General features: G+C 71.8%; 12 protein-coding genes. 5 read left to right on the plus strand and 7 right to left on the minus strand.

The window, feature by feature from the left end:
- Positions 1-502 precede the first annotated feature (502 nt).
- The 3 genes from ACOTKD_RS25120 to glgX all read right to left on the minus strand — a co-directional run bounded on the left by ACOTKD_RS25120 (position 503) and on the right by glgX (position 6,656).
- A complete protein-coding gene (locus ACOTKD_RS25120; RefSeq protein WP_424891275.1) occupies positions 503-2,362 on the minus strand; it encodes an ABC transporter ATP-binding protein in 1,860 nt (619 codons plus the stop codon).
- Positions 2,359-4,209, minus strand: a complete 1,851-nt coding sequence (locus tag ACOTKD_RS25125) for an ABC transporter ATP-binding protein (RefSeq protein WP_424891276.1) — start codon at positions 4,207-4,209, stop codon at positions 2,359-2,361. The genes ACOTKD_RS25120 and ACOTKD_RS25125 overlap by 4 nt, the downstream gene beginning before the upstream one ends.
- A 62-nt stretch (positions 4,210-4,271) precedes the next feature.
- A complete protein-coding gene (gene glgX / locus ACOTKD_RS25130; RefSeq protein WP_424891277.1) occupies positions 4,272-6,656 on the minus strand; it encodes a glycogen debranching protein GlgX in 2,385 nt (794 codons plus the stop codon).
- Between the two features lie 427 nt (positions 6,657-7,083).
- Between glgX and ACOTKD_RS25135 the strand changes: the two genes are divergently transcribed.
- The 4 genes from ACOTKD_RS25135 (at position 7,084) to ACOTKD_RS25150 (ending at position 10,613) form a co-directional block, all read left to right on the plus strand.
- Positions 7,084-8,253 (plus strand): L,D-transpeptidase, encoded by a 1,170-nt coding sequence (locus tag ACOTKD_RS25135; RefSeq protein ID WP_424891349.1) that lies wholly within the window; start codon positions 7,084-7,086, stop codon positions 8,251-8,253.
- Between the two features lie 148 nt (positions 8,254-8,401).
- Complete coding sequence (locus ACOTKD_RS25140) at positions 8,402-9,169, plus strand: enoyl-CoA hydratase/isomerase family protein (protein WP_424891278.1); 768 nt, start codon at positions 8,402-8,404, stop codon at positions 9,167-9,169.
- Positions 9,170-9,412: 243 nt separating this feature from the next.
- Positions 9,413-9,985, plus strand: coding sequence for an ATP-binding protein (locus ACOTKD_RS25145; protein ID WP_424891350.1), 573 nt, complete (start codon positions 9,413-9,415; stop codon positions 9,983-9,985).
- A gap of 412 nt (positions 9,986-10,397) precedes the next feature.
- The gene (locus tag ACOTKD_RS25150; RefSeq protein ID WP_424891279.1) at positions 10,398-10,613 is read left to right on the plus strand and encodes an EF-hand domain-containing protein; all 216 of its coding nucleotides are present in this window, start codon (positions 10,398-10,400) and stop codon (positions 10,611-10,613) included.
- A gap of 78 nt (positions 10,614-10,691) precedes the next feature.
- Here ACOTKD_RS25150 and ACOTKD_RS25155 read toward each other — a convergent pair whose 3' ends face one another.
- The gene (locus tag ACOTKD_RS25155; RefSeq protein WP_030368092.1) at positions 10,692-11,003 is read right to left on the minus strand and encodes a hypothetical protein; all 312 of its coding nucleotides are present in this window, start codon (positions 11,001-11,003) and stop codon (positions 10,692-10,694) included.
- Between the two features lie 48 nt (positions 11,004-11,051).
- Positions 11,052-11,621, minus strand: coding sequence for a ricin-type beta-trefoil lectin domain protein (locus tag ACOTKD_RS25160; protein WP_424891280.1), 570 nt, complete (start codon positions 11,619-11,621; stop codon positions 11,052-11,054).
- Positions 11,622-11,805: 184 nt separating this feature from the next.
- Here ACOTKD_RS25160 and ACOTKD_RS25165 point away from each other — a divergent pair, with 184 nt between their 5' ends.
- Positions 11,806-12,660, plus strand: a complete 855-nt coding sequence (locus ACOTKD_RS25165; RefSeq protein WP_424891281.1) for a hypothetical protein — start codon at positions 11,806-11,808, stop codon at positions 12,658-12,660.
- Positions 12,661-12,705: 45 nt separating this feature from the next.
- On the opposite strand, the gene ACOTKD_RS25170 is transcribed toward ACOTKD_RS25165, so the two are convergent.
- Positions 12,706-14,088 carry an L-serine ammonia-lyase gene (locus ACOTKD_RS25170; RefSeq protein ID WP_424891282.1) on the minus strand — a complete coding sequence of 461 codons (1,383 nt, stop codon included), beginning with the start codon at positions 14,086-14,088 and terminating at the stop codon, positions 12,706-12,708.
- Positions 14,089-14,273: 185 nt separating this feature from the next.
- Entirely contained in the window at positions 14,274-15,536 is a 1,263-nt protein-coding gene (gene glyA / locus ACOTKD_RS25175) for a serine hydroxymethyltransferase (protein ID WP_424891283.1), read from the minus strand.
- Positions 15,537-15,582: the final 46 nt, after the last annotated feature.

Genomic DNA, 15,582 nt, shown 5'->3' on the forward strand with positions numbered 1-15,582 from the left:
CGTCGGGTCTGGGGGGTGGGTCTCACGCTGACTCCTTCTGCGAGGCAGATCAGGCAGAACAGAACAGGTGGAGCTGGGGCCGATGGATCCCGTCGGGATCCCCTCCGGGGTTCCGGCCGATGAATCCGATGAGTCCGGCGGGTGCGGTGGAGCGGCGGGTGCGGTGGAGCGTGATGGAGCGCTGCGCTTCCCGGGCGCGGTGGCCGCCGGGTGCTGCCGGTCGGTGCCGCGGGACGGGAACGGGAGGCGTGGGGCCTCGGGGGGACAGCCGGCGATGCACGTGCCGATGGAGCGATGGACCGCTGCCGGCGCGGCGGCGGTGCCGTGGGGAAGCCGCGCGTCAGTGGAGGGAAGAGTGCCATCGCGGGCATGTACGTGTCAGGAGCCCGGAGGCAAGTTGGCCGGAAACCGTCCGTTGACGAAAGACCGACGTCCGCATAGCGGTACGGGCCCGCCCTGAGGCGAGCCCGTACCGCCGGGGGGCGGAACCCCCGGGAAACCGTCAGGCCAGGCTGTCGCGCCAGGCCCGGTGCAGATCCGCGAACCGGCCCGTGCCCGCGATCAGCTCCGCCGGGGAGCCGTCCTCCACGACCCGGCCGCCGGCCATCACCAGCACGCGGTCCGCGATCTCGACCGTCGACAGCCGGTGCGCGATGACCACCGCCGTGCGGCCGCGCAGCACCGTGGCCATCGCGCGCTGCACCGCCTGCTCGCCCGGGATGTCCAGCGAGGACGTGGCCTCGTCCAGGATGAGCACCGAGGGGTCGGCGAGCAGCGCCCGCGCGAACGCCACCAGCTGGCGCTGGCCCGCGGAGATCCGTCCGCCGCGCTTGCGCACGTCCGTGTCGTAGCCCTCCGGCAGGGCCGCGATGAAGTCGTGCGCGCCGATGGCCTTCGCCGCCTGCTCGATCTCCGCCCGCGTTGCGCCGGGGCGGCCGATGGCGATGTTCTCCGCGACGGTGCCGGAGAACAGGAACGCCTCCTGCGTCACCATCACCACCCCGCGCCGCAGCTCCGGCCCGGGGAGCGTGTCCAGCGGCACGCCGTCGAGGAGCACCCGGCCGTCGGTGGGGTCGTAGAAGCGGGCCAGGAGCTTGGCGAGCGTGGACTTGCCGGCGCCCGTCGAGCCGACGACCGCGACCGTCTGCCCGGCGCGCAGCGTCAGGTCGAAGCGGGGCAGGACCTCACCGCCCGTGCGGTAGGCGAAGCGCACCCCCTCGAAGACGACCTCGCGGCCGGGCATCCCGGACCGCCGCTCCGGCAGCGCCCGCGGCTCGGCGGGCTCGGGCACGCCGGGCCGCTGCGCGAGCAGGCCCGCGATCTTGTCGAGCGAGGCCGCCGCCGACTGGTACGAGTTGAGGAACATCCCCAGCTGGTCGATCGGGTCGTACAGCCGCCGCAGGTACAGCACCGCCGCCGCCAGCACGCCCAGCTCCAGCCCGCCGCCGGCCACCCGGTACGCGCCCCACAGCACGACCGCGGCCAGCACCACGTTGGCCACGAGGCGGGAGAGGAAGACGTAGCGGGCCATCTCCAGCATCGCCCCGACGTTGGCGTGCCGGTGCTCGGAGTTGAGCTCCGCGAAGTGCTCCTCGTTGGCGCGCTCGCGGCGGAACGCCTGGACCGGCCGGATGCCGTTCATGGTCTCGGTGAACTTCACGATCACCGCGGCGATCGCCGTGGACCGCCGTCGGTAGACCGACCGCGCACGCCGGTCGTACGAGCGCATCAGCAGCCGCAGCGGCACGAACGAGAGCACGGCGACGGCGCCGATGCCCCAGTCCAGGTAGAGCAGGGTGACCGAGATGTACACGACGGCCAGGCAGACCCCGATGAGCTCCTGGAGGCCGTCGTTGATGAGCTCCCGGATCGACTCGACGTCCGTGGTCGCGCGGGAGATGAGCCGCCCCGAGGTGTAGCGCTCGTGGAAGTCGACGCTGAGCGTCCGGGCGTGGCGGAAGATGCGGCCGCGCAGGTCGAGCAGCACGTCCTGGCCGATGCGCGCCGAGAGCCGGATGAACGCGTACTGCAGCAGGCCCGCGGCCAGGGCGCTCACCACGTACACGACGCCGACGGCGATCAGCGGGCCGTAGTCGCCCCGGCGGACGGCCGGCACGGCCCGGTCTATGGCGACGGCCACGAGGAGCGGGCCCGCCTGGACGGCCGCCTGCTGGAGCAGCAGCACGAGGGCGCTCAGCCGGAGGCGGCCGCGGCTGGGGGCGAGCAGCGAGCGCAGCAGCGCCCGGGAGGCGCCCTTGGGGGCGGGCAGGACGTCCTTGTCGAAGGGGTCGTCCGGCGCGGGGGCGGCCCCGGTGGCCGTCCGCTCCGGCTCGGTGGTGGTCCGGTCGGTGGCGGTGGTCATCGCCTGCCTCCCTCGTGCCGTGCGTACGGAGCGTCCGCCGCGCCGCCCCGGTCCTCGTCGCCGGCCATGAGCAGGGCGTACTCCCGGTTGGTGCGCAGCAGTTCGTGGTGGGTGCCGACGGCGGCGATGCGGCCCCCGGAGAGCAGGGCCACGCGGTCGGCGAGCATGACCGTGGACGGGCGGTGGGCGACGACGAGGGCGGTCGTGTCGGCCAGCACCTCGCGCAGGGCCGCCTCCACGAGCGCCTCGGTGTGCACGTCGAGCGCGGAGAGCGGGTCGTCCAGGATGAGGAAGCGCGGGTCGCCGGCGACGGCGCGGGCGAGGGCGAGCCGCTGCCGCTGGCCGCCGGACAGGCTCAGGCCCTGCTCGCCGACCTGGGTGCGGGTGCCCTCCGGGAGGGAGTCGACGAAACCGGCCTGGGCGACGCCGAGCGCGCGCCGCAGCTCGGCCTCACCGCCGCCCTCGGCGCCCATGAGCACGTTCTCCCCGACGCTCGCGGAGAACAGGGTCGGGTCCTCGAAGGCCACGGAGACCAGCGCGCGCAGGCGCTCGCGCGGCATGGCGGCGATGTCCTGGCCGTCCAGGGTGATCCGCCCGGACGTCGCCTCGTGGAGGCGGGGGACGAGGGCGGTCAGGGTCGTCTTGCCGCTGCCCGTCGTGCCGACGAGGGCCATCGTCTCGCCGGCCCGGATGTGCAGGTCGACGCCGTCCAGGACGGGCGGGGCGTCCGCGGGGGCGTCGGGATAGCGGAAGCCGACGCCCTCCAGGCGCAGGCCGGATCTCTCGCGCGTCTGCTGAGGCGGCGGGCTCGCGGCCCGCGAGGCGGCCTCCTGCGGCGGGGCGGGGGTGTCCATGACCTCGAAGTAGCGGTCCGCGGCCGTGGCCGCCTCGTTGGAGATCGCGATCAGGAAGCCCATCGACTCCACCGGCCAGCGCAGCGCCAGGGCCGTCGACAGGAACGCCACCAGCGTGCCCGCCGACAGCTCGCCGTCGGCGACCTGCAGCACGCCGAGCACCAGCGCCGCCCCGATCGCCAGCTCCGGCAGGCTCATGATGAACGCCCAGAGCAGCCCCAGCAGGTGGGCCTTGTGCAGCTCGGTGCCGCGCAGCCGGCCGGCGAGCGCGGCGAAGGACTTCTCCTGGCCGCGGTGGCGGCCGAAGCCCTTGATGATGCGGATGCCGAGGACGCTCTCCTCGACGACCGTCGCGAGGTCGCCGGACTGGTCCTGGGCGGTGCGCGCGGCCCGGGAGTAGCGCTCCTCGAAATACGCGCAGATGATCACCAGTGGCACCACGGGGGCGAGCAGCACCAGCCCCAGCATCCACTGCTGTATCAGCAGGACGACGAAGCCCGCCACGATCGTCGCTCCGTTGACCAGCAGGAAGGTCAGCGGGAAGGCGAGGAAGATGCGCAGCAGCGTCAGGTCCGTGGTGCTCCGCGAGAGGAGCTGGCCCGAGGCCCACCGGTCGTGGAAGGCGACCGGCAGCCGCTGCAGGTGCCGGTAGAGGTCCGCCCGCATGTCCGCCTCGACCCGTGCCAGCGGGCGTGCGGTGAGGAACCGGCGCACCGCGAACAGCGACGCCTCCAGCAGCCCGAGCAGGAGCACCAGCCCGCCGCCCAGCCACACGCCGGACGGGTCGCCGCCGGCGACCGGGCCGTCCACGATCCACTTGAGCGCGAGCGGGATCGCGAGGCCGGCGCACGACGCGACGACCGTCACCGCCGCGGCCGTGACCAGCCTGCCGCGCACGGGGCGCACGTAGGGCCACAGGCGCAGCAGCGAGCGCACGGCGGACCGGCTTCCGTCCGGACGGTGAGGTTCGGGGGGTTCATGGGTTTCTGTCATCAGGAGCGAGAGTACGGTTCGCCACTGACATCACTCACTCGGTTTTTGTGCCTAAGACCCCATCATGGCAACGGAATTGGAGGTTCCGGTCCCGGTTCCGTTCCCCCGGTGCTCCCCGTCGTCACCCGCCACAGGAGCACCGAACGCGCCCCCGCCGTGACGCGCGTCCCCGCCGCCCGGCGCTCGCCCGGCGCCGCCCCCTGCTCCTCCCGCGCCGTGTCCACGAGCAGTTCGTAGGCGTCCGCCCACGGCGGGCCCGGCAGCGTGAACGCCACGTCCTGCGCCCCCGCGTGGAGCACGGCGAGGAAGCTGTCGTCCGTGACCGGCTCGCCCTGCGGCCCGCGCTGCGGGATGTCGCGCCCCGACAGGTACATCCCGAGCGTCGCCGCCGGCGCGTACCAGTCGGCCTCCGTCATCTCCGTGCCCGCGGCCGTGAACCAGGCGAGGTCCCGCAGCCCGTCCGCGCTCTGCGGCCGGCCGGAGAAGAAGGCGCGGCTGCGCAGCACGGGGTGCGCGCGGCGCAGCGCGAGGAGCCGGCCGCACAGGTCGGCGAGCGCGCGCCAGCCGGGGTCCGACAGCAGCGACCAGTCGATCCAGCTGGTCTCGTTGTCCTGGCAGTAGGCGTTGTTGTTGCCGCCCTGGGTGCGGCCCATCTCGTCGCCCGCGACCAGCATCGGCACCCCGGTGGACAGCAGCAGCGTGGTCAGCAGGTTCCGCAGCTGCCGCCGCCGCAGGGCCGGCACCGCCGGGTCGTCCGTGGGGCCCTCCGCGCCGCAGTTCCAGGACCGGTTGCCGTCGGTGCCGTCGCGGTTGCCCTCGCCGTTGGCCTCGTTGTGCTTGTGCTCGTAGCTCACCAGGTCGCGCAGCGTGAAGCCGTCGTGGGCCGTGACGAAGTTGACGGAGGCGTACGGGCGCCGGCCGCCCCAGGCGTAGAGGTCGCTGGAGCCGGAGAGCCGGTAGCCGAGGTCGCGCACGTCGGGCAGGGCGCCGCGCCAGTAGTCCCGGACGGCGTCGCGGTAGCGGTCGTTCCACTCGGTCCACAGCGGCGGGAAGGAGCCGACCTGGTAGCCGCCCGAGCCCACGTCCCACGGCTCGGCTATCAGCTTGACCCGGCGCAGGACCGGGTCCTGGGCGATGACGGCCAGGAACGGCGAGAGCATGTCGACGTCGTGCATGGAGCGGGCGAGGGCCGCCGCCAGGTCGAAGCGGAAGCCGTCGACGCCCATCTCCGTCACCCAGTAGCGCAGGGAGTCGGTGATCAGCCGCAGGACGTTCGGCTGGACGACGTGCAGGGTGTTGCCGCAGCCGGTGTAGTCCGCGTAGCGGCGGCGGTCGGCCTGGAGCCGGTAGTAGCGGCGGTTGTCGATGCCCTTCAGGGAGAGCGTGGGGCCCAGCTCGCCGCCCTCGGCGGTGTGGTTGTAGACCACGTCCAGGATGACCTCGATGCCGGCCGCGTGCAGGGCCCGCACCATGCGCTTGAACTCGCCCACCTGCCGGCCGTCCGTCCCGGTCGCCGCGTAGCCGGCGTGCGGCGCGAAGTAGCCGATGGAGTTGTAGCCCCAGTAGTTGCGCAGCCCGCGCCGCAGCAGGTGGTCCTCGTGCGCGAACTGGTGCACCGGCAGCAGTTCCACGGCCGTCACCCCGAGCCGCACCAGGTGCTCCACGGCCGCCGGGTGCCCGAGCCCGGCGTACGTGCCGCGCAGCTCCTCGGGGACCCCCGGGTGGAGCTTGGTGAAGCCGCGCACGTGCAGCTCGTAGATGACCGAGTCGGGCCACGGCGTCTTGGGGCGCTGGTCGTCCGCCCAGTCGTCGCCGTCCGCCACGACCACGCCCTTGGGCACGTACGGGGCCGAGTCGCGCTCGTCGCGGACGGTGTCGGCGACGTGCTGCTGGGGCCAGTCCCGCACGTGCCCGTAGACCTCGGGAGGCAGCGAGAAGTCGCCGTCGACGGCCCGGGCGTAGGGGTCCAGGAGCAGCTTGGCGGGGTTCCAGCGGGCGCCCGTCCAGGGGTCCCAGCGGCCGTGGACGCGGTAGCCGTAGCGGCGGCCGGGCAGGACGCCGGGCACGAATCCGTGCCATATCTCGTGGGTCAGCTCCGTGAGGGGCAGCCGTATCCCGCCCTCCGGCGCGCCGTCCGCGGAGGCCTCCCCTCCGTGGCCGGGCCCGCCGTCGAACAGGCACAGCTCGACGGCCTCCGCCCCGCCGGCCCACAGGGCGAAGTTCGTCCCCGCCGGCGCGCCCCCGGCGGCGGGCTTGAAGCGGGCCCCGAGCGGCTCGGGGCTGCCGGGCCACACGGCGGGGCCGGGCAGCGGCCGCGGGGCCGCGTCCGGGCGGGGCCGGCCGTTGACCGGGGCGCCGCAGGCCCCCGGCCGGGTCGCGGGGCCCCGGGCCCGGCCGCCACCGAACTCGTCTCCCCGTTCCGCCTCTTGCTCGGGTGCGCTCGACACGTCTTCGCCTCCGGCGGCTCGCGGGCAGCGCGCCGGGCGCCCGGCGTCCCGTGCCGGGCGGCGGCGGTCCTCGTCCTGCCCCCAGTTCTGCCCAGAAGCACGCGCGCGCTCACAGGGTCGCGTCCCGCGTCACCCCGGGCCGGAGCACTCAGGTGGCCGGATTATGATGCTCACCTTCAGCCACGGGGATCACCCCCGCCGCATATCTCGTACCACCGTTCCCATTTGGGACCGAACGGTGACATTGCACGGGTCTGCGGCGCCGGAGCCCTGTGGTTATCTAACGCCAGCGCGTGAGCCGCGCTTCGGGGGCGCCGCGTGGCCGCGGGCCGTGCGAGGGGAGACAACCGATTTGAACGTGCAGCTGATACCGAGCAGGCGCGCAGCCCGCCGCAAGGGGCTGTTCGCGCTGCTGCTCGGCGCGCTGATGCTGCTGGTCACCGCCTGCGGCGGTGACGACGACGCGAAGAAGGGCGGCGCCAAGAAGGTGCCGGACGGCCCGTCGGAGGCCGTCGTGGCCATCGCGCCGAACGACGGAGAGAAGAACGTCGAGACGTCCGGCAAGCTCAAGGTGACCGTGGACAAGGGCAGCCTGACGTCGGTCAAGGTCGCCGACGCCAAGGGCCGCACGGTCGAGGGCAGGATCACCGACGGCGGACGGGCCTGGGAGCCCACGGCGCACCTCGGCGCCTCCACGCAGTACACGGTCGACGCGCTGGCCAAGGACAAGGACGGCCGTCCGTCCGCCAAGCACGCGTCGTTCACGACGCTCACGCCGCAGAACACCTTCGTCGGCTACTTCACGCCGGAGGACGGCAGCACGGTCGGCGTGGGCATGCCCGTGTCGATCAATTTCAGCCGCGGCATCACCGACACCAAGGCCGTCGAGCGTGCCGTCAAGGTGACCACCGAGCCGGCCGTCGAGGTCAAGGGTCACTGGTTCGGCAACGACCGCCTCGACTTCCGCCCCGAGAAGTACTGGGCGGCCGGCACCAAGGTGACGGTCGACCTGAACCTCGACGGCGTCCAGGGCCGCCCGGGCGTGTACGGCTCGCAGGCGAAGACCCTGAAGTTCACCGTCGGCCGCAGCCAGGTCAGCACGGTCGACGCCAAGTCCCACCAGATGGTGGTCGAGCGCGACGGCAAGGTCTTCAAGACCATCCCGATCTCCGCCGGCGCCCCCGCCAACCCCACGTACAACGGCCAGATGGTCATCAGCGAGAAGCACGAGGTGACGCGCATGAACGGCGCCACCGTCGGCTTCACGGGAAGTGACGGCAAGGGCGAGTACGACATCCCGGACGTGCCGCACGCGATGCGCCTGTCCACCTCCGGCACCTTCCTGCACGGCAACTACTGGTCCGGCTCGGGCACCTTCGGCTCGGCGAACGCCAGCCACGGCTGCGTCGGCCTGGAGGACGAGCGCGGCGGCGGCGACCCGAACACCCCGGCCGCCTGGTTCTTCAAGAACTCCCTCATCGGTGACGTCGTGATCGTCAAGAACTCCGACGACAAGATGATCAAGCCGGACAACGGCCTCAACGGCTGGAACATGCCGTGGTCGGAGTGGGTCAAGAGCAGCCCGCAGGCCGACTGAGCCGACGGAAACGTCTCTTCACCCTTCTTCACCTTTTCGTCCGGTGCCTGCGGCCCGGTGCACTTGTGACCGAGTGCACCGGGCCGCTCGCCGTGCGGCGCCTTTTCGGGGGACACCCCCGAACCCCCGTGCCACTAACCTGGGCCTCATGACTGTGCATCTTGAGGTTGCCGACGGCGTGGGCACCATCCGCCTGGACCGCCCGCCGATGAACGCGCTCGACATCGCCACTCAGGACCGCCTGCGCGAGCTCGCCGAGGAGACCACCCACCGCGACGACGTCCGGGCCGTCGTCCTGTGGGGCGGGGAGAAGGTGTTCGCGGCCGGCGCGGACATCAAGGAGATGCAGAAGATGGACCACGCCGCCATGGTGGCGCGGTCCCGCGGGCTCCAGGACTCCTTCACCGCCGTCGCCCGCATCCCCAAGCCGGTCGTCGCCGCCGTCACCGGCTACGCCCTCGGCGGCGGCTGCGAGCTCGCGCTCTGCGCCGACTTCCGCATCGCCGCCGACAACGCCAAGCTCGGCCAGCCCGAGATCCTGCTCGGCCTGATCCCCGGAGCGGGCGGCACCCAGCGGCTGTCCCGCCTGATCGGCCCGTCCAAGGCCAAGGACCTCATCTTCACCGGCCGCATGGTCAAGGCCGACGAGGCCCTCTCCCTCGGCCTGGTCGACCGGGTCGTGCCCGCCGCCGAGGTGTACGAGCAGGCGCACGCGTGGGCGGCGCGGCTCGCCGCCGGCCCCTCGCTGGCGCTGCGCGCCGCCAAGGAGGCCGTGGACACCGGTCTGGAGACGGACATCGACACCGGCCTCGCCATCGAACGGAACTGGTTCGCCGGGCTGTTCGCGACCGAGGACCGCGAGATCGGTATGCGCAGCTTTGTCGAGGACGGGCCGGGTAAGGCCAAGTTCATCTGACTTCCGGCCGGTTGGTGGCGGCCCCGGAAGGGGCTGCCCCTGCCGGCGGCGTTGACGCACGGTCGTGCCCGTGTCCACCCCGGGTGCCTCTTGTGGGGGAATTACGCGCTGTGCCCGCCCGCCCGCGCCGGCCCTTCCGGCCGCTTTCGGCACTCGCTCCCAAGGCTGTGGTCGCCGCAGGTCAGCCGGGGTTTCCAGGAAGATCGCCTGCCCTTGGCATATGTCGTGGCGGGACTTCGGAGGCTGTCCTTCCGGTCAGGTGAATCCCCGTGTTCCGGCCCCGGGCGTGCTTGCGGCGGCCATGATGGGGGCATGGCGGGCCTGGAGGGAACGGAGCAGCCACGGCAGCGGGGAGGCACGGCCGCTGTCCGGTGGTCGCCGACCGTAGAGGATGAACTGGCGCTCAGGGCGCTCGATCTGTACGGCAACCCCACGCAGGGCGAGGTGCGCCTGCCCTCCCGCCCCGAGTCCGCCGTCGCCGCGCGGCGGCTCACCCAGACCGTGGTGCTGCGCCACTGGGGCCTCTCGGGCCAACTCACCGAGCACGCCGTCCTGCTGGTCTCCGAGCTCGTCGGCAATGCCGTCCGGCACACCGGCGCGCGCTACTTCGGCCTGCGGATGCTGCGCCGGAGGGGCTGGCTGCGCATAGAGGTCCGCGACCCCTCGCGCGGGCTGCCCTGCCTCATGCCCGTGCACGAGCTCGACACCACCGGCCGGGGCCTGTTCCTCGTCGACAAGCTCTCCGACCGCTGGGGAGTGGATCTGATGGCGCGCGGCAAGACCACGTGGTTCGAGATGCGCGTCGCCGACCGCTGACGCCCCTGCGGGGAGCGAGACCGGCGCCCGCAAACGAAGAGGCCCCCATCCGTCGGCGTGCGACGGGGCGGGGGCCTCTTCGTGCGCCGCGGAGAATTGGGGTGTGTTCCGCGGCGTGCTGACGACCTGGCTCGGGTCAATGAGGGTCGTGGCTTCCGACTATGGCAGACGGGGTGCGTTCCAGCCAAAACGGCTATCCGTTCAATTCGGGCAACGCGGATTATTTCCCTCTTGAATCAAAGGTGAGCTCGACCACGCGCCTTGAATTTCACGAATAGATCATGGGGAACGCTTATTTTTATGCGAAATCACAGAGAGTGATACTCGGCCGTGATCAGACTTCCCCGAGGGGGCGGCTACTCTGTGCCGGTCACACCGGCACAACCGAACACCACACCAAGGGGAGGCTCTTATGGCTGACATGGAGAAGGCACGCGAGACGTTCGCCAAGTTCGACATCGACGGGGACGGGTTCGTCACGGCCGCCGAGTACAAGAAGGCCATGGCGCAGCTCGGCGACCACTTCGTCACCGAGACCGTCGCCCAGTCGATCATCGACTCCAAGGACACCAACGGCGACCGCCTGATGTCCTTCGACGAGTTCTGGGCGTCCATCAACAAGGGCTGACCCGCACCGAGGGCCGGCCCGCATCAAAGGCCGACCCGTACGGAGACCACGGAGGCGGCCGGTGCCGTCGCGGCCGGCTCAGCGCCAGCCGCGCCGCTGCGCCCCGGCCCGCCGCCGCCGGTCGTTGCACAGCAGGCACCGGCCCCAGCCCGGCGGCAGGGGGTCGCTCTTGTCCCCGTACAGGGGATCCACGGGCCCCTTGGGGTGCTCCGAGCAGCCCGTGGCCCCCAGCCCGCCGCCCAGGGCGCTCGCGGCGGTCAGCGCCCTGCGCAGGGCGTCCACCAACTGCTCGGCCTCATGGGGTGCGGGCGCTGCGGCGTCGAGGGAGAAGGCGATGTCCGAGGCGGTGGTGAGCGCGCTCTGGAGTTCGCGCAGGTCTGCGTAACTCATGCCTGCGAGCGTAACCGCCGCCACTGACAACCCGGCCCCCCGCGCCTCTCAGTCGCGGCTCAGGAGCCAGCTCCGCTCCGCCCCCGCGGAGCCCGTGTCGCGCACCGTCCGCACCCCCTCGCCCGTGGCGTCGCGCGAGGTGCCGGTGCGGTGCGTGGCCTGTTCCCAGATCCGGCCGCTCTCCTCCGCGACGATCTTCTGCCGCTCGCCCGAGCCGGTCCGCTCGGTGCGGAAGCGCTGCCCCGCCGCGTCCGCGTCGCACGGCACGGTGACGAGCCGCGCGCCCGGTCTGCCGTCGCCCGCCCCGATGCAGCGGTACGGCTGGGCCTGTGACGAGAACTGGCGCGTGGCCGGGCTGTAGACCCAGGCCTGGGCGGCCCGCTCGGACTCCCGGCACGGCTGCAGGGCCACCAGCCACGGCCGCAGCGCGCCGCGCGGGTCGCGGTAGCCGGAGCCTTCGACGGTCAGGCAGCCGCCGAGCGCGCCGTTGTGAATGCGCACGGCACCGGAGGGCGCCGGGGTTGCGGGCGCGGCGTCGGCGCCTGCTGTGGGTGCCGCGACGCCGAGGGCGGCGACGGCGCCGAGGATCGCTGCGGTGGCGCGGAGGGGGTGGCGCATGGCGAGGGCTCCTCGATCATTCGGTGAACGGAATGGAACGGAACGAGGGCGTTGAGATTACTGACAGCGCCGGTGGGCTGACACGCTGTTTCCGGTCATGGTCATTTTTCGCTCGCGACCTGTGATCACTCGGGATATCCTCGCCAAAACTTTACGAAGTGCGGACAAAGGATAGTTAAGACCCTTGAAGGCGATACGTAAGAGCGTCGTGGCGGCTACCGGGATCGCGCTCGCCCTGAGCCTGGCGGCGTGCGGGGGCGGGGGCGGCGACGCCGGCGGTGACAAGGCGGCGGGCTCCAGCAGCGGGAAGAGCGACAACGGTGCCGACAAGGCGCTGGGGGCGGCTGACCCGGCCGCCATGCTGAAGAAGGCTGCGGCCAAGGGGGCCGAGCAGAACACCTACCGCATGAAGGGCGTGCGGAAGGACGACAAGGGCGATTTCACCACCGAGAACGCCGTCCAGGTGAAGCCCGACGCCTCCGACGGCAAGGACGTGGGCCCGAAGACCGCCGATACGCCGGACGGCATCTCCCACGTCATCAAGGTGGGCGACAAGATGTACCTCAACGGCGAGAAGGTCCCCGGCAAGAAGTGGTGGACCCTCAACCTCGAGGGTGCCAAGGGGCGCGACGCATCGGAGCCCTTCGTCCAGCTGACGACTGCCCTCGCCACTGCCAAGGACGTCAGGAACGCCGGCGTCGAGACGGTCGGCGGCCGTCGCGCCGCCCACTTCGAGGGCACCGTCGTGCGGTCCGAGCTCGCCGCGTACAAGGGTGACGCGATGAAGGAGAAGGACCGCGACGATTACGCGAAGGACCTCAAGGAGGAGGGCCTGGAGAAGGTCACCATCGGTGTCTGGGTCGACAAGGACGGCGTGATCGCCAAGACCGAGGAGTCGGGCAAGGGCTCCAAGGGCGAGTACCACAGGGCCGACGAGTACAGCGACTTCGGCGCGGACCTGAAGATCCAGGCGCCCCCGGCCGCGGAGACCGCGACCGAGAAAGAGGTCATCGAGTACGAGATGAAGAAGCAGAAGTAGGGCCTACGGCCGGACACCGCTCCCCGGTGCCCGGCCGTACGCGCGTCAGCACTCGATGATGTTCACGGCGAGCCCGCCGCGCGCCGTCTCCTTGTACTTGACGCTCATGTCCGCGCCCGTCTCCTTCATGGTCTTGATGACCTTGTCGAGGGAGACGTGGTGCCGGCCGTCGCCGCGCAGGGCCATGCGGGCCGCGGTGACCGCCTTCGCGGCGGCCATGCCGTTGCGCTCGATGCACGGGATCTGGACCAGGCCGCCGACCGGGTCGCAGGTCAGGCCCAGGTTGTGCTCCATGCCGATCTCGGCGGCGTTCTCCACCTGCTCGGGGGAGCCGCCGAGGACCTCGGCGAGGCCGCCGGAGGCCATGGAGCAGGCGGAGCCGACCTCGCCCTGGCAGCCGACCTCGGCGCCGGAGATCGAGGCGTTCTCCTTGAAGAGCAGGCCGATCGCGCCCGCGGCGAGCAGGAAGCGCACGATGCCGTCCTCGTCCGCGCCCGGCACGAAGTTCATGTAGTAGTGCAGCACGGCCGGGATGATGCCCGCGGCGCCGTTGGTGGGGGCGGTCACGACGCGCCCGCCCGCGGCGTTCTCCTCGTTGACGGCCATGGCGTAGATCGTGATCCACTCCATGGCGCGGGCCTGCGGGTCGCCCTCGGCGCGCAGCTGGCGGGCGGTGTTCGCGGCGCGGCGGCGGACCTTCAGGCCGCCCGGCAGGATGCCCTCGCGGGCCATGCCGCGCGACACGCACGCCTGCATCACACGCCAGATCTCCAGGAGGCCCTCGCGGATCTCCGTCTCCGTGCGCCAGGCCTTCTCGTTCTCCATCATCATCGCGGAGATCGACAGGCCGGACTCGCGGGACATGCGCAGCAGCTCGTCACCGGTGCGGAAGGGGTACTTCAGCACGGTGTCGTCGAGCTTGATGCGGTCCTCGCCGACCGCGTCCTCGTCCACGACGAAGCCGCCGCCGACCGAGTAGTAGGTCTTCTCCAGCAGGGGGGCGCCGGCCTCGTCGTAGGCGAAGAGGGTCATGCCGTTGGCGTGGTACGGCAGGGAGCGGCGGCGGTGCAGGATCAGCTGGGTCGACTCGTCGAAGTCGATCTCGTGGGCGCTGCCGATCTCCGCGCCGAGCAGCCGCAGCCGCTTCGACGCGCGGATCCGCTCGACCTCGGCGTCCGCCAGCTCGACGTCGACCGTGCGCGGGGAGTAGCCCTCCAGGCCCAGCAGGACGGCCTTCGGCGTGCCGTGGCCGTGGCCGGTGGCGCCGAGGGAGCCGAAGAGCTCGGCGCGGACGGACGTGGTGTGGGCCAGCAGGCCCTCGTTCTTCAGCCGCCGCGTGAACATCAGCGCGGCCCGCATGGGGCCGACCGTGTGGGAGCTGGACGGGCCTATGCCGATCGAGAAGAGATCGAAAACGGAGATGGCCACGGTGGCTGCTCCCTGTCTGCTTGGAGGTGGTACGGGTGGTGCTGGGGGGTCGAGCGCGAGGCGCACCCGGTGGGAATCCCCGGGGCGCACCCGGTGGTACGGGGACGCGTGGTGCGGGGCACCGGGCGCTCACTCTTCAGTGTGCCCGGTGCCCCGTACATGCGGGTGAATCGGATGCCGATGTGTTACTTCAGGCCGGGGTACAGCGGGTGCTTGTCCGCCAGGGCCGTGACGCGGCCGCGCAGGGCCTCCGCGTCGTAGACCGGCTTCAGCGCCTCGGCGATGATGTCGGCAACCTCACGGAAGTCCTCCGCCTGGAAGCCGCGGGTGGCCAGCGCCGGCGTGCCGATCCGCAGGCCCGAGGTGACCATCGGGGGCCGCGGGTCGTTCGGGATGGCGTTCCGGTTGACCGTGATCCCGACCTCGTGGAGGCGGTCCTCGGCCTGCTGGCCGTCCAGCTCGGAGTTGCGCAGGTCCACCAGCACCAGGTGCACGTCCGTACCGCCGGAGAGGACGGAGACGCCCACCTCGGTGACGTCCGGCTGCACCAGGCGCTCGGCCAGGATCTTCGCGCCCTCCAGCGTACGCTGCTGGCGCTCCTTGAACTCCTCGCTGGCCGCGACCTTGAAGGAGACGGCCTTCGCGGCGATCACGTGCTCCAGCGGACCACCCTGCTGACCGGGGAAGACGGCAGAGTTGATCTTCTTGGCCAGCTCGGCCGTGGAGAGGATCACACCGCCGCGCGGACCGCCGAGGGTCTTGTGCGTGGTGGTGGTCACGACGTGCGCGTGCGGCACCGGGGAGGGGTGCAGCCCGGCGGCGACGAGGCCCGCGAAGTGGGCCATGTCGACCATCAGGTACGCGCCGACCTCGTCGGCGATCCGGCGGAAGGCCGCGAAGTCCAGCTGGCGCGGGTACGCGGACCAGCCGGCGACGATCAGCTTCGGGCGGTGCTCCTTGGCGAGGCGCTCGACCTCCTCCATGTCGACCAGGTTGGTCTGCTCGTCGACGTGGTAGGCGACCACGTTGTAGAGCTTGCCGGAGAAGTTGATCTTCATGCCGTGGGTCAGGTGCCCGCCGTGGGCGAGGTTCAGACCCAGGATGGTGTCGCCCGGGTTGAGCAGCGCGAACATCGCGGCGGCGTTGGCCTGCGCACCGGAGTGCGGCTGGACGTTCGCGTGCTCGGCACCGAAGAGCGCCTTGATCCGGTCGATGGCGATCTGCTCGACGACATCGACGTGCTCGCAGCCACCGTAGTAGCGGCGGCCGGGGTAGCCCTCGGCGTACTTGTTGGTGAGGACCGAGCCCTGGGCCTCCATGACCGCGACCGGAGCGAAGTTCTCCGAGGCGATCATTTCGAGGGTGGACTGCTGGCGGTGGAGTTCGGCGTCGACAGCGGCGGCGACGTCGGGGTCGAGCTCATGGAGGGAGCTGTTCAGAAGCGACATGAGTTCTTCCTGGACTTCCTGGGCGGAGGAGGAGGTGAGGGCGAGG

This window comes from Streptomyces sp. XH2 (assembly GCF_049725035.1).
Lineage (GTDB): Bacteria > Actinomycetota > Actinomycetes > Streptomycetales > Streptomycetaceae > Streptomyces > Streptomyces roseoverticillatus.